Below are 17,465 nucleotides of genomic sequence, written 5' to 3' on the forward strand. Positions count from 1 at the left end.
TCCCCGGCGGACCGCGGATGCGTCGGGCTGCTCGACGGACTCGCGGCAACGACACTCTGCAAACCTGGGAGCCAACTCGCGACGCCGAACAAATGGCCCCCAAAACCCGAGCCAGAGAGGCCATTTGCTCGTGATCACCGCGGTATGGCGAGCGGTCAGTCCTTCCGCGCCGCGAGCACCGCGTCGTACAGCTCCTTCTTCCCCACCCCGCCCGAGGCCACCTCCGCGCAGGCATCTTTGAGCCGCAGACCCGCCGCGACCAGACCTTCCACCCGGTCGATCAGCGACTCCGCATCGACGGCCTCCGGCTCGGCACCGGCCAGCACCACGGTGATCTCGCCGCGCACGCCATCGGCGGCCCAGGCGGCGAGCTCACCGAGGGTGCCACGGCGCACCTCTTCGTAGGTTTTGGTCAGCTCCCGGCACACCGCGGCGCGTCGGCCGGCGCCGAGTACCTCGACCGCGTCGGCGAGGCAGTCCGCGAGCCGGTGCGGCGCCTCGAAGAACACGACGGCGCGGCGCTCGCTGCGCAGCTCAGCCAGCCAGGTCTGCCGCTGCCCCCGTTTGCGCGGCGGGAACCCGTCGAAACAGAACCGCTCGACGGGCAGCCCGGACACCGCGAGTGCGGTGGTGACCGCGGACGGGCCGGGCAGGCACGTCACCGGCAGATCCGCCGCGACGCAGGCCGCGACAAGCCGGTAACCCGGGTCGCTCACCGACGGCATCCCGGCATCGGTGACCAGCAGCACCGTCGCGCCCGAACCGATCTCGCCGAGCAGCATCGGGATCCGCTCGGTCTCCACGTGGTCATAGAAACTCACCACGCGCCCGGTGATCTGCACGCCGAGCGCGCGTGCCAGCATCCGGGTGCGCCGGGTGTCCTCGGCTGCAACAACATCGGCGCCGCCCAACGCATCGCGCAGTCGCTGCGACGCATCGCCCGGATCGCCCATCGGCGTACCGGCCAACACCAGGCGGCCCGTGTCGCGCTCCATGCGGCCCCCATCGCCATGTTCGGTCGGATTCCTCCAAAGCATACGATCGGGGCGTGACACAGCTGACGGACGAGCGACCCGCCCCTGCCGTCACCACGTCCACCGTTCGGCCCGCCCCGCGCTGGCCGGATTCCAACTTCGGGCCCGACGACCGCAAGCGCGGTTGGATCGTCACGCTCGTGGTCACGGCGCTCGCGGCGGTCACGCGGTTCGCGATGCTGAACTACCCGACCGACGCCGGAACCCCGGTGTTCGACGAGAAGCATTACGCACCGCAGGCCTGGCAGGTGCTGACCGGCGGTGGTGTGGAGGACAACCCCGGCTACGGGCTCGTTGTGCACCCGCCGCTGGCCAAACAGTTGATCGCGATCGGCGAGGCGATGTTCGGCTACAACGGCTGGGGCTGGCGCTTCGCCTCCGCCGCCGCCGGCACCATCCTGGTGCTGCTGGTCGTGCGGATCACGCGCCGGATGACCCGCTCGACCCTGGTCGGTGCGATCGCCGGCCTGCTGCTGATCGTCGACGGCCTCACGTTCGTCTCGTCCCGGATCGGGATGCTGGACATCTTCACGGCCCTGTTCGTCACCGCCGCGTTCGGCTGCCTGATCGTCGACCGTGACGACGTTCGCCTTCGGATGGCCCGCGTCGCGGTCGAATCGCGGATCGGGGCAACGCCGTTCGGTCCGCGCCTCGGCGTGCGCTGGTGGCGATTCGGTGCCGGCCTATGCCTCGGTCTCGCGTGCGGGACGAAGTGGTCGGGCGTGTACTTCATCGCGTTCTTCGGCCTTTTGTGCGTCGCATTCGATGTCGCTGCGCGCCACGCCTACCGGGTCGCGCGGCCGTGGATCGGCACGCTGCGCCGCGACGTGGCACCCGCGCTGTACGCGCTGGTCGCCGTCCCGCTGCTCGTCTATATCGCCACCTACGGACCGTGGTTCGCCAGCGAAACCGGCGTCGACCGGCACGTGGTCGGTACCAAGATCGGCACCGGCGGCACGTTCGGATTCGTGCCCGATGCGCTGCGCTCGCTCTGGTATTACTCGAGCGGCGTCCTGGAGTTCCACGAGGGACTGACCAATTCCGCGGGCAATCACCACCCGTGGGAATCGAAGCCGTGGACGTGGCCGATGGGGTTGCGGCCGATGCTCTACTACTACGCGGACGGCTCGAACGTGAGCGGCTGCGGCCAAGCGGAGTGCGTCAAGGCGGTAATGCTGATCGGCACCCCGGCGCTGTGGTGGATCGCGGTGCCGGTGCTCGGCTGGGCGTTGTGGTGCACCGTGGTTCGGCGCGATTGGCGCTACGCCGCCGCGTTGGTGGCGTACGGCGCGGCGCTGGTGCCGTGGTTCTTCACCCTCGACCGGCAGATGTACTACTTCTACGCGGTGGCGATGGCGCCGTTCTACGTCATGCTGGTCGCGATGGCGCTCGGCCAGATCATCGGCAAGGCCCGCGCGACCAGGGAGCGTCGTGGCACCGGTCTGCTCGCGGTGTGCCTATATCTCGGCCTGGTCGTCGCGAACTTCATCTGGCTCTACCCGATCCTGACCGCGCTGCCGATCACCCAGCACATGTGGCATCTGCAGCTGTGGTTGCCCAGCTGGCGGTGATCTTTCAGCACAGCGAGGCTCCGAGCCCTTCAGCGCAGCGAGGCTCCGAGCACCTCAACGCAGTGCTGCCCTGATGAGGTCCAGCGCCACATCGTCGGCGATGCCGAGCTTGCGCACCGTCTCCGCATAGCCGGCCGCGGCCCGCGCGGCCTCGTCCATCGTGGGGTCGCCGGTGTTGGCGATGAATGTGCCCGCGCGGCCCCGGGTTTCGACGACGCCGAGTTTCTCGAGATCGCGGTACGAGCGGGCGACGGTGTTCGGTGCGATGCCGAGTTGCTCGGCCAAGGACCGCACGGTGGGGATCTTGTTCCCCGGGCGCAGGTCACCACTGCGCACCTGCGCCACGATGGCGAGGCGCAGCTGCTCGTGCGGCGGCACGCTCGAGTAGTGCTCGATCACGATGGGTCTCACGGTGGCACCGTCACAGCGCGGCGATCGCGTCCGCGATCGGGGTATCGCCTGCGGTGAGCATCAGTGTCTTACCCACCGTGGCCGGTGCGTCGAGCAGCGCGACGATGACCGCCGCGACATCCGCACGGGTCACGTCGCCGCGCTCGGCGGGCGGCTTGGTGAGCGTGACGAGTCCAGTCGGGTCGTCGTCGGTGAGCCGGCCCGGCCGCAGGATCGTCGCGTCGAGTGTCCTTCGGCGACGCAGATCCTCCTCGGCGGCGGTCTTGGCCCGGATGTAGGCCTGCCAGGTTTCGTCGAGCTTCTCGTCGACCGGTGCACCGGCGCCGAACGCGCTGATCTGGATGAACCGGCGCACCCCGGCCTGCTCGGCGGCGTTGGCGAGCAGCACCGATCCCGCGCGGTCCACGGTGTCCTTGCGCTTCGTGCCGCTGCCCGGCCCTGCCCCCGCGGCGAATACCACCGCGTCCGAACCCGTCACCGCCGGTGTCACCTCACTCACGTCGGCATGCTCGAGGTCGAGCAGGCGCGGCTGTCCGCCCCACCGCGCCACCTCGTCGCCGTGTTCGGGGTTGCGGATCAATCCGACGGCCTCGTGTCCGTCGGCGGCCAGCAGCCCGATCAGATGCCGGGCGATCTGGCCGTGCCCGCCTGCGATAACGATCCGCGACATGCGCGCTCCTCTCGATTGGCGCGGTGGTTTGTTGGCAAGATGGCGACCATGCCGAAGTCCGCCACGATCTACCACAATCCGCGCTGCAGCACTTCCCGCACAGTACTCGAGACGATCCGGGACGCGGGTGTAGAACCGACGATCATCGAGTATCTGAAGACGCCACCGACGCGCGACGGGTTGCGCAAGCTGCTCGACGACGCGGGGCTGCAGCCGAGCCAGGCAGTACGCAAGCGGGAGTCGCTCTACAAAGAGCTCGGTCTCGCCGACGCCGACGAGGAGACGGTGTTCGCGGCGATGGTGGACAACCCGATCCTGATCGAGCGGCCGATCGTGGTCACCGACAAGGGCACCCGGCTGGCTCGCCCAGCCGCGTCGGTCACCGAAATCCTGTAGCCGCTAGATCCGGTCGCGCGCGATCGGGCACGACATGCACCGCGGCCCACCCCGGCCCGACCCGAGTTCCGAACCGCTGATCCGCAGGACCTCGATCCCGGAAGCTTCGAGGCGCGCGTTGGTTTCGACGTTGCGCTCGTAGGCGACCACCGTGCCGGGCGAGATCGCGAGGGTGTTGTTGCCGTCGTCCCACTGTTCGCGTTCGGCGGTGATGCTGTCGAGCCCGGTGTCGATCACGCGCAGCTTGCCGATCCCCATCGCCTTCGCGGCCGCGTCGAGGAACGGGTCGGCACCGCGAATCTTCACCACACCGTCCTCGCGGTAGATGGTGAATGCCGTCAACGTGTCCTGGATCGCCGGGTACATCACCACCGCGTCCACGTTGACCATCGTGCACACCGTGTCCAGGTGCATCGACGCCCGGTTCTGCGCGATCGGCACAACCAGCACGGTGTGCGCGAGGTTGTCGTCGAAGAGGCTGCGTGCCAATGCTTCCGCACCCGCCGGGGTGGTCCGTTCGCCGACACCGACGGCCACCACCCCCGGCGCGAGCAGCAGCACATCGCCGCCTTCCATGGGCGCGGTGTGCGATTCGTAGGCGCGGCGCACCCCGAGGAAGCGCGGATGGAACGCGTAGATCAGGTCGGTGAGCGAGGTTTCGCGCACCCGCGCGGGCAGGGCGAGTGAGGTGATCGCGACGCGCTCCCCGATCCAGAACGACGAGTCCCGGGTGAACAGCAGGTTGGGCAGCGGGTCGATGACGAAGTCGCCGCCGTGATGCATGCGGCGCACCAGTGACATCCCGGTCGGCCCGAACGGCAACTCGTCGAACGTCATTCCGGCGGTGAGCACGGTCGCCAGTTCGGCCGGGGCCACGCCGCGCAGATGGGCAGCGAGTTCGTCGGCCAGCGTGTGCCCGAGCCGGCGCGGGTTGACCGCGGCACTGATGCCCTGGATGCGGGCGGCGCCGCTGGCGGCAAACGTTTCGGTGAGCGCCGTGGCCAGCAGCAGCACCTCGACGCCGCGGCCGCGCAGCAACTCGGAGAAGGCGTCGTGCTCTGCCTGGGCACGGTCCACCCACGGGACGCTGTCGAAGAGCAATTGGTCGTTGTTGCGGGGGGTCAGGCGGCGCAGTTCGTCACCGGGGCGGTGCAGCAACACGGCGCGCAGCCGGCCCACTTCCGAGTTCGCGCCGAGCACCACGGGATCGGGACCGTCAGCCGTGCTCATGGGGTCAACGGTAGCCGCGCACTACGGGTTTCACCGGTTCGAAGCGCAGCTATTCGAGTTCGCGCAGATCCATCGTCATCAGCTCCGGAATCCGGCGCAGGTCGTGCGTGCTGATCCGGATCGTTTCGAGCTGGTCGAGCGCCCGGCGCAACGCGGTGAGCAGTTCGTCACGGAAGGCCGGGGTGGTGGCCGGATCGTCCATCAAGGCAATGATCTTGCGCGACCGGCGCAACGCCACCCGCTCGCCGCTGCGGAAGTTGTCCAGGCCGACGGCACGCGCGCGGGCGTCGGCTCGCAGCCACGCGTCCCACGCGGCGGTGACGCGTCGCTCCAGGCGGGTGAGGTCGACCGCGGTCATGCCCCCCTCGCCGAGCGGGTGCCGCGCGGCGGCAGTCTTGGCGGCATCCCAGGCGCGGTGGTACTCGCCGATCACCGGGTCCGCACGGTCGAGCAGCAACGGGCGGGTGAGAAACAACGATTCGGGGTCGGTGACGAAGGAGAGCCATTCGTCGTCGAGTTGCATCAGCGCGGTCTGGGCGTCGAGCCAGCGTTGCGCGAGATCGGCGCCGTCGGGCAGGCGGCGCGGTGCGGGCGCCGCGCGTTCGGTGCGTTCGGTGCGTTCCGGCAGCATCGTCGCGATGACGCACGCCCCAAGCACGCCGACGGCGAGCAGCAGCACCGGGATCCGGACCAGGAAGGGCAGCACGAAGGCGAGCAGCAGCACCGCTCCGGACACCCGGATCCAGCGCGGCCGCGCACCGTCGTGCCCGGACCTCATGGTCACGATGCTAAGCCAGCGACCCGCGGCCGAGTACGCAACTTCGGCCGGGCAGCCCCGAAATACCTAGACTATTGTTTAGGTATTACCGCAATGGGAGGGACGCCGCGCATGCTGATGCCGGACTGGAAGACCAAGGAGCTCAGCCCCGGACAGCTCTCCGAGCGCAGCGGGGTGGCGGTCTCCGCGCTGCACTTCTACGAACGCGAGGGGCTCATCGCCAGCCGGCGCACCAGCGGCAATCAGCGCCGCTACCACCGCGAAACGCTGCGCCGGGTCGCGTTCATCCGGATTTCCCAGCGCGTCGGCATTCCGCTCGCCGAGATCCGCGCGGCGCTCGACACGCTGCCCGAGGGACGCACGCCGACCCGGAAGGACTGGTCCCGGCTGTCCACCACCTGGCGCACCAACCTCGACGAACGGATCACCCAGCTGACCCGGCTGCGCGACGACCTGACCGGCTGCATCGGCTGCGGCTGCCTCTCGCTGGCCAGCTGCACGCTGGTGAACAGTCACGACCGGCTCGCCGAACGCGGACCGGGCGCACGCGTGCTCGACGTGGAGCTCAACCAGCCGGCACGCGCTACGCCGGCGGCAGGAAACGACTGAACCGGTTGTTCGCCCACTGCATGACGAACTCGTAGGGCGGCGCGAACTTGCGCGCCCACCAGTAGCCGAACCGGATGTCGTTGGACGTGTAGATCAGGAAGTGATTGCGCTCGACGCCCTTGAGGATCGATTTGGCCGCGTCCTCCGGCGAGACAGCACGCTTGTCGAAGGCGTGCACGTAGCGCTGCACCCGGTCGTCGTTCATGTCCACGCCGGCCACCTCGAAGGTGTCCATCAACGGGGTGCGGACGGCGCCGGGAACCACCAGGTGCACCGAGATGCGATGCCGTTTGAGGTCGAATCGCAGTACCTCGGAGATGCCACGCACACCGAACTTGCTGGCGCTGTAAGCGGCGTGCCAAGGCAGGGCGAGCAGTCCCGCCGCCGAGGACACGTTGACCAGGGCACCGCCTCGGCGGGCTTCGATCATTGGTGGGAGGAAGCATTCGATGACGTGGATCGGGCCCATCAGGTTGACGTCGATCATCGCCTGCCAGTGCCGGTGCTCGAGATTTTCCACCGTCCCCCAGGCCGAGACGCCGGCCACGTTCATCACCACATCGAGGCTGCCGAACTGCTGGTAGACCTCCTTGGCGAACCCGCTGACCGCGTCGTACTCTGTGATGTCGAGCGCCTTGGTGAGACTGACGGTGCCGCCCTGGGCGACGACCAGTTCGACGGTCTCGGCGAGGCCATGCTCGTTGATGTCGGTGAGAAAAAGCTCGGCGCCCTTGGCTGCCGCTGCCACCGCCGTGGCCCGGCCGATTCCGCTGGCCGCGCCGGTGATCAGAGTTTTCTTCTCGTTCAGGGTTCCGATCACGGCTCGTCCTTTGCAGTCGGCGCCGGGGACTGTTCTCCGCAGGGTACCCCGTGAGGGCGCTCACAATACGGCAGAAGCGCGGCCGTCACCGGGTCGGTATCAAGCGCCCAGCGCAACCAGCATGCCGTCCACGGAGGCGGGCCAGCCGAACTGTTCGGCACGCTCGCGCGCGCCGCGGCGGCGCTGCGGCACCGGGCGCGCGGCGATGTCGGCGATCGCGCCGGCGAAGCCACCGGCCGAGTCGGGCGCGACGGCACCGCTGTCCGCAGTGACGATGTCGGCCAGCGCAGACGATTTGCTCGCGACCACCGGTGTGCCCGCGGCGAGCGCCTCCAGCGCGGCGAGACCGAACGTCTCGTGCGGGCCGGGCGCGAGTGACACATCGGCGGTCGCCAGCAGCGTGGCGAGCCGCGCGCGGTCGTGGATGAACCCGGTGAAGCTCACCGGCAGATCGCCGGCGCGCCGCTGCAGTGCCGCACGGCGCGGGCCGTCCCCGGCCACCACGAGCCGGGCCGGCAGTCCGGCGCGCTGCAGCGCCCGCACGGCGCCGATGCTGCGGTCCACCCGCTTTTCCAACGAGAGCCGGCCGCAGTGCACGAGCAGGAGATCCGCACCGGCGAGCCGGTCGCGCAGCAGACCGTCGTGGCGGTGCGGGGCGAACAGGTCGAGGTCGACGCCGAGCGGGACGAGCCGCGCGTTCGGTGCGTCGATCCGGGCGAACTCCTGGCGGGCGAATTCGGTGGTGCACACGACGGTGTCGTAGGCATCGGCGCTGCGCCGGTTGGCGAGGTCGGCGATCCGCCGCGCGGCCGTGCCGGGCAGCACCTGCCCGAGCAGCCTGTCCAGCCGTTCGTGGGAGATCATCACCGACGCCACGCCGCGCCTGCGCGCCCAGGCCCCGAATCCACGCAGGGTGAGCCGGTCGGATACCTCGAGCGCGTCCGGGCGCAGCGCCGCCAGCACGTCGGCGACCCGGCGCGGGTCGGCGGCACGGTATCCGCCGGTCCACGGCAGTCGCGGCGCGGGCAGTGTGATCCGGGCGACCCCACTCGGCAACACCTCTTCGCCCGCCCGCTCCCCCGGCACGACAAGCACCACCTCGTGGCCGCGCTCGTGATAGCCCGCGCCGAGGTGGTTGAGCGCGGTCCGCAGGCCGCCGGAACGCGGACCGTAGAAGTTCGCCAGCTGAACGATCCGCACCGCGTCAGGATTCGCCGGCCGGGCCACAGTGGCGACAACGGCGGGTGAACGACGCGGGAAGTCTGGCCGGCGGGCTTACCGGCGCAGCCAGCGTTGCGGGTCGAGGGCGCCGGGCCGCAGTACCGCGGGCACATCGGCGCTCGGCATCGGGCGCGCCGGCAGGAATCCCTGCGCGTGGTAGCAGCCGATGTCGACCAGCGCCCGCGCCGCGATCGTCGTCTCCACCCCTTCCGCGGTGAGGTGCAGCCCGAGACCGTTGGCGAGCCCGGTCGCCGCCCGCACGATGGCATGGTCGGACGGGTCGACGCCGAGCCGGCGCACGAAGCTGCGGTCGATCTTGATGCCGTCCACGGGAAGGCTTTTGAGCTGGGCGAAGGAGCTGAACCCGACGCCGAAGTCGTCGATGGCCACCTGCACACCTAGCTCTTTGACAGCGACCAAGGTGGCCTGGGTGCTCGGCAGGTCGCGCACCATCTCGTGCTCGGTCAGCTCCACGCACAGCGCCGGGCCCGGCACGTCGGACTCGGACAGGGTCGCAGCGACGTTGTCCCGGAACCCCGCACAGACCAGCTGCGCGGGTGAGACGTTCACCCGCAGGAGCACATCGCGCGCCAGGCCGGCGGCCCGCCATCGGGCGAAGTCGGCGCAGGCCCGGGCGAACACCCAGCGCCCGAGCCGGGCGCCCTGGCTGGTCGCCTCGGCGAGCGGCGCGAAGGTCTCCGGCGACAGCGCGCCGCGAGTGGGGTGGTGCCAGCGCAGCAGCGCTTCCAGCGCGTGCACCCGACCGGTCCGCAGATCCACCTCGGGCTGGTAGTGCAGCTGCAACGAGCCATCGTTCAGGGCGCGTGGCAGGTCGCGCTCGACGTCGGCGGCGAGCCGCGCGTCCGCGCGCATCCGGTCGCAGAAGACGGTCACCCGGTCGCCACCGAAGGATTTCGCCGCGAGCACGGCGCGGTCGGCGTTCTCGAGGGCGGTCGCAGGAGTCACTTCGCCGGGTGTCTCGACAGCGACCCCGACGCTGACGCCGCGGCCGATCGAATCGGCTCCCCAGTGCAGGTCCTCGGTGACCGCGCGGCGAATCCGGTCTGCCTCCGCGGTGGCCGCGTCGGCGGCGAGCGCGCGGTGCGGCACGATGACGAACTCGTCGCCGCCGATGCGCGCCACCATGTCCGCGTCCTCGACATTGTCGACCAGGCTGTCGGCGAGCCGGCAGATCAGCGCGTCACCGGCCGAGTGGCCCATGGTGTCGTTGACCGCCTTGAGCCGGTCGATGTCGAGGAAGAGCACCGCCACCGGGCCGGGCGCACCGGCGCCGAGCCGCTCGTCCAGGTGGGCGCGCAGCGCGCGGCGGTTCCACAGTCCGGTGAGATCGTCGTGGGTTGCGGAGTGCTGCAGTGCCCGTACCGCCGCTTCGCTGGCCCGCAGCTGGGCGAGCAGGTCCGCTGCCGCCGCCGAGTCGGCCGGACCGGCCTGCGAGCCGTCTGGTGTTTGCACCACGCTCTCAATCTAGGCGCGGGTGCGATATCAGGTTCGATCGATTACCGCTATGCCCGCCGCCACGGCCGCCGCGCGGTAGGCGACGGCGAGCGAGTCGACAGTCTCGTGCGCATTGAGCCCGCTCGGGTTCGGCACCACCCACACCGGCACGCCGGCGAGGGTGCGCTGCTGCGCGCCCGGCCGAGCGCCCCGCTCACCGAAAGCCGTGCGGTAGGCGGTGATTCCGGCGAAGGCGACCACTGCCGGGCGGACTCGTTCGACGGTGCGAGTCAGCGTCGCCGCCCCGGCGCGCAGTTCGTCGGCGTCGAGTTCGTCGGCGCGAGCGGTGGCCCGCGCGACGAGGTTGGTGATGCCGATTCCGCGACCGGTCAGCAGCTTCGAGTCGGCGGCCGACATGCCCGCGGACGGATCGATCGGTCGCTCGATGATTCCGGCGCGAAACAGCGCCGGATAGAACCGATTTCCCGGCCGCGCAAAATGCGCGCCGACGGCGGCCGTCCACAGGCCCGGATTGATGCCGACAAAAAGCAGCGCGCAGTGCGAGCCGATCAGATCGTCGATTTCTGCGCCGTGAAATGCCTCGAGTTGCGCGCGTGTGAATCCCACGGAATTCCTACACCGAGGCCAGCATCGCGATACCGCCGACGAGCAGTGCAATCACCTTGACCAGTTCGAGGCCGACATAGACGTAATGGGCATGCGAGCGGGGTTCGTCGAATCCGGTGGCTACGCCGTCGGAGCGACGGGCGAGCACGGCGTCGGATCGCCGGGTGAGTTGCGGCCGGACGCCGACCACCTGAGCGACGAGCACGAGGATCGCCACCAGGAGGGCGACCGTCGCTGTCGCGTTGGGCGGATCGGTCAGCATTGCGAACCCGACCACCACCGCCATTAGCACTTCGACGGTGTTGAGGGCGCGAAATACCAAGCGTCCGATGCCGAGCCCGAGTGGGATCGTGATGCCCGGTGCCCGGAACTTCAGTGGCGCTTCGAGAAAGGAGATCGCCATGACCATGCCCAGCCAGACGAAGGTGACCGCAACGGCGATCGCACTGCCCGTACTCATTCGCGGTTTCCCCTCACGGGGATTCACCGCGAACCCCCGGTCGGCATCATGCCCGACGCCGAAATACGCACGCGCGCTATGGCAGAGGTATCGCTTTGTTGGTCAGTCGACCAAGACCTGTGCGGCGGGATCCTCCAGGCGGACGATGTCGCCGAGGCGCTCCATGAACCGGAAATACGCGGCGTAACAATCCGCCACGCTCGCGGGCACCGCGGGACTGCTGTCGATCTCGATGTGCCCGGTGGAGCCGCGACCGAGATTGGCGATCGCGACGTGGAATCGTAGGTCGGTCTCGGGGTTACCGGTACCGCGGACCGAGAACTTCGGAAAGCTGCCCTCGAAGCCCTCGAAACACACCGAGGAGCCGTTCGGACCGCTCGTCTCGGCGACGTATTCGGAAATCTCTGCCAATCGGGGGCCGGACAATCGCGTGGTGATCGCGATTGTCGACCCAGTGTGGTCGTGCGCGTATTCCATAGGAGACTCCGTCCCTCTAGGTTCGTAGACCCGTTTGGTAATTCGATTCGGCGGGCGGAAGCCCTCGCACGATCAGACCGCCCGACTACTTTCGTGTCGCACAAACCGACCGTTGTGTTTCACACATCAACCAAATTGGCTCGCGCAGAGGTCGAAAATAGACGACGCTGTCCGCAAACAAGGCAGGAACCTTGATGACTCGCAAATCCTCAGTTGAGATTAGTGCCGAGCGGCGCGCGGCGCATCCCGGCCACCGCGCGGAGCGCAGTCCAGAAAACAGATCGGCGGCTCCGTCCTGCCGGACCGGAACCGCCGTGATGGGGTGGAGCTGAGGGGAATCGAACCCCTGACCTCTTCGATGCGAACGAAGCGCGCTACCAACTGCGCCACAGCCCCTTGCGGTCCGCTTTCGCCGACCGCGCTCGCAAACTCTAGCAGGCGACTGCCCGGACTTCCGAATCGCATCCTGACCAGGCCGAATGCGAACGATTACTGACCGGAGGCAGCCCGCATTTCGGCCTCGGCCGCGAGGTCCGAATGCGCCGCAACCGTCGGGTGGGCCAGATGCTCGAACGCGGGATCCTCGTCGTCGACCTCGACCACCACCGCACCGGGACGACGCAATCGTGCAGGCACCAGGGCGAGTTCCGCGTCGGTCGTCGATTCGACCCCGAGGCGGGCCCGCGCCAGCCGCGCCATCCGGCGGCGGCGGATTTCCTCCTCCATCCGGACCTGCCGGCGCAGGTAGCTCAAATACCCGCCGAGCATCGCGACCGACGCACCGCACACCCACCACACGGTCGGCGTTGCGATCAGGGCGACCGCGGCCGACATGATGGCGGCAAGCAGCAGCGCGAGCACGGCCCGCTGTCGGAAGCGATATCGTGCGGCGCGCGCGATGGCGTCGGCTTCCGGATCGAACCCGCCCCGGCCGCGGCGCACCGGGACGCTGCGGTTCGGCTGCTGCGGTCCGGCGTCGCTCTGACTCGGATCATCTTCTGCCGCAGACACTTCCGTCGGCGTCTCGGCCGCGACAGCCTCACCGTGCCGGATCTCGCCGGGCGGTGCGGTTTCCGTCTCGCCGGTGTCGGCGACGCCGGCGTCTTCGGTGTCGTGGTCGAGCTCAGTTTCGGCAGCGTGGTTATCCATCGGGTCCTCCGCCTCGATCCCTCGGGAATGGGTACGCCGATCGCGCGTGGCGCGTTGCCAGTTCGGGTCGCTCTCGTGTCCCGACGCCGGACCGCGCGCAGGTTTGCGCCTCGATCCGCCGCGATGCAGCACCCGGATGGACAGGGTCGCGTCGGTGGTCTGCCGGATTCGCGGATGCCGGTCGGCCAGCATCGGGAACAACACGAAGACCCACATGGCGACGAGGCCGATCCACAGGAACGAGTTCGGCATGCGGCCGGATACCTCCCGTCTGGCAGCGGCGCGAAGACACTACTGACCTGCAAAGGCTAATGCGGAAGCCGGGGCGGACAGGGCAGGCGCGCCGCACCACGCCTACAACTCGTGTCACAGAAGTAACACGATTCGTTACGCCCAGCTTGCCTTGCCACTACGGATGAGCCGGTCGGTGACCGTTCCTGCGATCTCCTCCACGGTCATCCCGACCAGCAGGTGATCGCGCCACGCGCCGTCGACGTCGAGATAGCGCTGCAGCAGGCCCTCCTCGCGAAAACCGACGTTGCGCAGCACCGCCTGGCTGGCCAGGTTTTCCGGCCGCACGGTCGCCTCCACCCGGTGCAGGCCGACCGTCCCGAAGCAGTGGTCGAGGCCGAGCGCGAGCGCGGCCGTGGCGACTCCGCGGTTGCCGACGTCCTTGGCCACCCAGTACCCGATCCACGCCGAACGCAGCGCGCCGCGCACGATGCTGCCCACCGTCAGCTGTCCGCAGAACGAGCCGTCGAGCTCGATGGCGAGCGGGATCATCCGGCCCTTGCGTGCCTCCGAACGCAGACTCGACCAGAGCCCGGGCCAACTCGACGCATGATGACGCGCATCCCACGGACCAGCGCCGGTCGGCTCCCACGGCCGCAGATGATCTTGGTCCCGGATCCGGATCCGGGACCAGGCGCCGGCATCGCGCAGCCGGATCGGCCGCAGCGTGACCGTCCCGGCGGCGACCCGGAGCGGCCCGAGCTCGGCAGGCCAGCCGGGATGACCGGTCATGCGCATCGGAGTGGTTCCCACCGCTCGACTACTACCTCATCCACGTTGCGCGAGAAAGGCGACCTCGACCTCGTCGCCCGTACGCACCTCGGTGATGTCGGGCTCCACGATCGCCAGACAGTTCGCCTCGGCGAGCGTGGCGAGCAAATGGGAGGTCGCGCCGGGCGCCCCGCCCAGTGCCTGCACCAGGAATTCGCCGGTGACCTCGTCGCGCATCAGCTGCGCCCGCAGATAACCCTTGCGCCCCTCGATGGACGTGATCGGCGCGACCGTGCGGGCCCGCACGATGCGACGCATCGGCTGCCGTCGGCCGAGCGCGATCCGGATGAGCGGGCGGACCATCACCTCGAACACCACCAGCGCGCCGACCGGGTTGCCGGGCAGCAGGAAGGTCGGCACCTCGTCGCGGCCGAGGCGGCCGAAGCCCTGCACCGAGCCGGGATGCATGGCGATCCGGCCGATGTCGAGGTCGCCGAGATCGGCGAGGGCGTCGCGGACCAGTTCGGACACGCCACCGCCGACGGCGCCGGCGATCACGACCACTTCCGACCGGATCAGCTGCCCCTCGACGACCTCGCGCAACCGGCCGGCATCGGCGGCGATGATGCCGACCCGGTTCACGTCCGCGCCGGCGTCGCGACCGGCCGCGGCGAGCGCATAGGAGTTCACGTCGTAGACCTGCCCGCCACCGGGCGTGCGGTCGATGTCGACGAGCTCGCTGCCGACCGAGATGACCGACAGCCGCGGGCGCGGGTGCACCAGCACCTTGTCGCGTCCCACGGCGGCGAGCAGACCCACCTGCGCGGCCCCGATGATCGTCCCGGACCGGACCGCCACATCACCGGGCTGCACGTCGTCGCCGACCCGGCGGACAAAATCGCCGGAGCGGACCGCCTTGTAGATCTTGATCCGCGCCCGGCCGCCGTCCGTGCGGTCGAGCGGGAGCACCGCGTCCGCGAGCGTCGGCATCGGCGCACCGGTGTCCACCCGGACGGTCTGGCGCGGCTGCAGCCGGATGGGTTGCCGCGACCCCGCCACCACCTCGCCCACCACGGGCAGGGTCAGCTCGGCGGGTTCACCCTCCTCGCCGCGGATATCGGTGCCCGCCAGTGCCACGTCGACGCTGCGGACCGCGTAGCCGTCGATGGCGGCCTGGTCGAAACCGGGTAACGGCCGCTCGGTGACAACCTCCTCGGCGCACAGCAATCCCTGTGCTTCGGAAATCGCGACGCGCACCGGTCGCGGCGCGACAGCCGCCGCGGTAACCAACGCCTGCTGCTCCTCGACCGAGCGCATGACTCCCTTCCTGGCCCACCGTGAATGGAAGATGTGGTGCGTTAGAGGGGGTGAACGGTACATTCACCCCGCCCAACGCAACGGATCTTCCATTCATACCGGGCGACGGGTCGGCCCGGGGTGGTGTGTTACTCGTAGTGGGTCAGCTGCGGCGCCCAGTCGGGGCTGAGCCGATGTTCGAGCCATTCTCGCAGTGCCGGGCCGTATTCGTCGCTGTCCAAAGCGATGTCGACCGAGGCACGAAGGTAGCCGCCCGGATTTCCGAGATCGTGGCGGGCGCCGCGATGCACCACAACATGCACCGGATGACCCTCCGCGATCAGCAGCGAGATCGCATCGGTGAGCTGCAGTTCGCCGCCCGCGCCGGGCTCGATGCGGCGCAGCGCGTCGAAGATGCTGCGGTCGAGGATGTAGCGCCCGGCCGCCGCGAACGTCGACGGCGCGTCCTCCATCGCCGGCTTCTCCACCATGCCGTTGACCTTGAGCACGTTCGGATTCACCGCATCGGGCACGGTTTCCACGTCGAAGACGCCGTACGCGCTCACCTGATCCTTGGGCACGTCGATGGCACACAGCACGCTGCCGCCGCGCTTGCGCCGCACCCGGCACATCACGTCGAGCACGCCGCGGGGCAGCACGAGATCGTCCGGCAACAACACGGCAATCGCGTCTTCGTCGGGGTCGAGTATGTGCTCCACCTGGGCGACGGCGTGCCCGAGTCCGAGTGGTTCGTCCTGTACCACCGCGTTGACGTCGAGCAACCCGGGCGCGCGGCGCACCTTCTCGAGCAGCTGGAACTTGCCGCGCTCCTCGAGCTTGTGTTCGAGCACGAGATCCTCGACGAAGTGGGCGACGACGCTGTTCTTGCCGGGCGAGGTCACGATCACCAATCGGCGGGCGCCGGAGTCCGCGGCCTCACCGGCAACAAGTTCGATGCCGGGCGTGTCGACGACCGGCAGGAGCTCCTTCGGCACCGTCTTCGTGGCCGGCAGAAACCGCGTACCGAGGCCCGCAGCGGGCACCACAGCCGTCGTGAAGCAGGCGTCGTGGGTCTTCTCGGCAGCTGTCATGGCCACACCTTATCTGTCGCAAAGCACCTGAACCCGGCAGTACGCCGCCAACACCCTGGGAGGACGTCTGGAGAGCCTAGGGTTGGCCCGGTGAGAATGCCCGCCGAGCCAGTGGACAAACCCGCGTGGCGCAAACACGTTCTCACCGCACGCGCCGAGCTGACCGCCACCAGCACGGCCGAGGCGGACGAGGCGCTGGCCCGGCACGCCGCGGCGTTGCCGGTCGCGGGTGCGACGGTGTGCGCGTATGTACCGACCCGGCGCGAGCCCGGTTCGACCGATTTGGTGACTGCATTGCTGTCGGCGGGCGCACGCGTGTTGTTACCCGTGGCCCGCGAGCCCGGCCCGATGCGGTGGGCGGAGTTCACCGGCGTCGAGCAACTTGTCAGCGCACCTTTCGGGTTACGCGAGCCGGACGGCACCGTGCTGCCTCCGGAAGAGGTTGCCTCGGCGGCTTGGCTGCTGGTGCCCGCGCTCGCGGTGGACCGCCGTGGTGTGCGACTCGGTCGCGGCGCCGGGTTCTACGACCGCACGCTCGGCTTGGCCGCGCCCGAGGCCAGGATCGTGGCGGTGGTGTACGACCACGAGCTGGTGGCGCAGCTGCCCAACGAGGCGCACGATCACCGGGTCGGCTGGGCGCTGACGCCGGGCGCCGGGCTGGTCCGGCTGGACGCACAAGAGAGCCGGGTCGCCGGCGGGATTGCCCAGGAATAACCGCCCAACTGGCACCGTTGGCACTGTGGACGGTAGAGTGCCAACACTTGCGTGTATACCCGTGGAGGATCCAGTGCCAACCTATTCGTACGCCTGTACCGAGTGCGACAACCGGTTCGACATCGTGCAGTCCTTCACCGACGACTCGCTGACCCAGTGCAACGAGTGCTCGGGCAAGCTTCGCAAGCTCTTCAACTCCGTCGGCATCGTCTTCAAGGGCAGCGGCTTCTACCGCACCGACAGCCGCTCGGGCTCCACCGCCAGCGAGTCCGCATCGTCCAGCTCCTCGGACAGCAGCTCCGGTTCGGGCAGCTCCAGCAAGAGTGAGTCCACCTCGTCGACCAAGACCGAGTCGTCAACCAGCTCCCCCAAGCCCGCCGCCGTCGCGAGCTGATCCCGCGCCCGAGCGCAAGTCGCTGCGCGTAATTGTGGACAGCACCCGAGTTGTCCACAG

At 69.3% G+C, this 17,465-nt stretch carries 20 protein-coding genes and 1 tRNA gene; 5 read left to right on the forward strand and 16 right to left on the reverse strand.

Annotated elements, in window-relative coordinates:
- Positions 1-155: 155 nt before the first annotated feature.
- The gene (rsmI, locus tag OG921_RS20485; RefSeq protein ID WP_266114370.1) at positions 156-995 is read right to left on the reverse strand and encodes a 16S rRNA (cytidine(1402)-2'-O)-methyltransferase; all 840 of its coding nucleotides are present in this window, start codon (positions 993-995) and stop codon (positions 156-158) included.
- A 53-nt stretch (positions 996-1,048) separates the two neighbouring features.
- On the opposite strand from rsmI, the gene OG921_RS20490 reads away from it, so the two are divergent.
- A complete protein-coding gene (locus OG921_RS20490; protein ID WP_266114371.1) occupies positions 1,049-2,605 on the forward strand; it encodes a dolichyl-phosphate-mannose--protein mannosyltransferase in 1,557 nt (518 codons plus the stop codon).
- Between the two features lie 54 nt (positions 2,606-2,659).
- On the opposite strand, the gene OG921_RS20495 is transcribed toward OG921_RS20490, so the two are convergent.
- Complete coding sequence (locus OG921_RS20495) at positions 2,660-3,016, reverse strand: GntR family transcriptional regulator (RefSeq protein ID WP_266114372.1); 357 nt, start codon at positions 3,014-3,016, stop codon at positions 2,660-2,662.
- Between the two features lie 10 nt (positions 3,017-3,026).
- Positions 3,027-3,686: an SDR family oxidoreductase gene (locus tag OG921_RS20500; protein WP_266114373.1), complete on the reverse strand. Its 660-nt coding sequence runs from the start codon at positions 3,684-3,686 to the stop codon at positions 3,027-3,029.
- A 39-nt stretch (positions 3,687-3,725) separates the two neighbouring features.
- On the opposite strand from OG921_RS20500, the gene arsC reads away from it, so the two are divergent.
- A complete protein-coding gene (arsC, locus tag OG921_RS20505; protein ID WP_266114374.1) occupies positions 3,726-4,082 on the forward strand; it encodes an arsenate reductase (glutaredoxin) in 357 nt (118 codons plus the stop codon).
- Positions 4,083-4,085: 3 nt separating this feature from the next.
- Here arsC and OG921_RS20510 read toward each other — a convergent pair whose 3' ends face one another.
- Positions 4,086-5,312, reverse strand: a complete 1,227-nt coding sequence (locus OG921_RS20510) for an arginine deiminase (protein ID WP_266114375.1) — start codon at positions 5,310-5,312, stop codon at positions 4,086-4,088.
- A gap of 49 nt (positions 5,313-5,361) precedes the next feature.
- Positions 5,362-6,090: a hypothetical protein gene (locus OG921_RS20515; protein ID WP_266114376.1), complete on the reverse strand. Its 729-nt coding sequence runs from the start codon at positions 6,088-6,090 to the stop codon at positions 5,362-5,364.
- A gap of 111 nt (positions 6,091-6,201) precedes the next feature.
- Between OG921_RS20515 and soxR the strand changes: the two genes are divergently transcribed.
- On the forward strand, positions 6,202-6,699 hold the full coding sequence (soxR, locus tag OG921_RS20520) for a redox-sensitive transcriptional activator SoxR (protein ID WP_266114377.1): 498 nt from the start codon (positions 6,202-6,204) through the stop codon (positions 6,697-6,699).
- Here the strand turns inward: soxR and OG921_RS20525 are convergent.
- The 11 genes from OG921_RS20525 to OG921_RS20575 all read right to left on the reverse strand — a co-directional run bounded on the left by OG921_RS20525 (position 6,674) and on the right by OG921_RS20575 (position 16,297).
- On the reverse strand, positions 6,674-7,519 hold the full coding sequence (locus OG921_RS20525) for an SDR family oxidoreductase (protein ID WP_266114378.1): 846 nt from the start codon (positions 7,517-7,519) through the stop codon (positions 6,674-6,676). The genes soxR and OG921_RS20525 overlap by 26 nt on opposite strands.
- A 99-nt stretch (positions 7,520-7,618) precedes the next feature.
- On the reverse strand, positions 7,619-8,719 hold the full coding sequence (locus tag OG921_RS20530; RefSeq protein WP_266114379.1) for a glycosyltransferase: 1,101 nt from the start codon (positions 8,717-8,719) through the stop codon (positions 7,619-7,621).
- 75 nt (positions 8,720-8,794) lie between these two features.
- Complete coding sequence (locus OG921_RS20535; protein WP_266114380.1) at positions 8,795-10,216, reverse strand: bifunctional diguanylate cyclase/phosphodiesterase; 1,422 nt, start codon at positions 10,214-10,216, stop codon at positions 8,795-8,797.
- Between the two features lie 27 nt (positions 10,217-10,243).
- Positions 10,244-10,822, reverse strand: a complete 579-nt coding sequence (locus tag OG921_RS20540; protein WP_266114381.1) for a mismatch-specific DNA-glycosylase — start codon at positions 10,820-10,822, stop codon at positions 10,244-10,246.
- Positions 10,823-10,829: 7 nt separating this feature from the next.
- Entirely contained in the window at positions 10,830-11,282 is a 453-nt protein-coding gene (locus OG921_RS20545; RefSeq protein WP_266114382.1) for a hypothetical protein, read from the reverse strand.
- 102 nt (positions 11,283-11,384) lie between these two features.
- Positions 11,385-11,759: a hypothetical protein gene (locus OG921_RS20550; RefSeq protein ID WP_266114383.1), complete on the reverse strand. Its 375-nt coding sequence runs from the start codon at positions 11,757-11,759 to the stop codon at positions 11,385-11,387.
- A 323-nt stretch (positions 11,760-12,082) separates the two neighbouring features.
- Positions 12,083-12,155, reverse strand: a tRNA-Ala gene (locus OG921_RS20555).
- A gap of 93 nt (positions 12,156-12,248) precedes the next feature.
- Complete coding sequence (glpR, locus tag OG921_RS20560; protein WP_266114384.1) at positions 12,249-13,160, reverse strand: gephyrin-like molybdotransferase receptor GlpR; 912 nt, start codon at positions 13,158-13,160, stop codon at positions 12,249-12,251.
- 135 nt (positions 13,161-13,295) lie between these two features.
- Positions 13,296-13,931, reverse strand: coding sequence for a GNAT family N-acetyltransferase (locus OG921_RS20565; protein WP_266114385.1), 636 nt, complete (start codon positions 13,929-13,931; stop codon positions 13,296-13,298).
- A 36-nt stretch (positions 13,932-13,967) separates the two neighbouring features.
- A complete protein-coding gene (glp, locus tag OG921_RS20570; protein WP_266114386.1) occupies positions 13,968-15,227 on the reverse strand; it encodes a gephyrin-like molybdotransferase Glp in 1,260 nt (419 codons plus the stop codon).
- Positions 15,228-15,355: 128 nt separating this feature from the next.
- Positions 15,356-16,297, reverse strand: coding sequence for a UTP--glucose-1-phosphate uridylyltransferase (locus OG921_RS20575; protein ID WP_266114387.1), 942 nt, complete (start codon positions 16,295-16,297; stop codon positions 15,356-15,358).
- 96 nt (positions 16,298-16,393) lie between these two features.
- Here OG921_RS20575 and OG921_RS20580 point away from each other — a divergent pair, with 96 nt between their 5' ends.
- Together OG921_RS20580 and OG921_RS20585 are read left to right on the forward strand one after the other, a co-directional pair.
- Entirely contained in the window at positions 16,394-17,011 is a 618-nt protein-coding gene (locus OG921_RS20580) for a 5-formyltetrahydrofolate cyclo-ligase (protein WP_266114536.1), read from the forward strand.
- 73 nt (positions 17,012-17,084) lie between these two features.
- Positions 17,085-17,405, forward strand: coding sequence for an FmdB family zinc ribbon protein (locus OG921_RS20585; RefSeq protein WP_266114388.1), 321 nt, complete (start codon positions 17,085-17,087; stop codon positions 17,403-17,405).
- Positions 17,406-17,465 lie beyond the last annotated feature (60 nt).

This window comes from Aldersonia sp. NBC_00410, from assembly GCF_026342035.1.
Classification (GTDB): domain Bacteria; phylum Actinomycetota; class Actinomycetes; order Mycobacteriales; family Mycobacteriaceae; genus Aldersonia.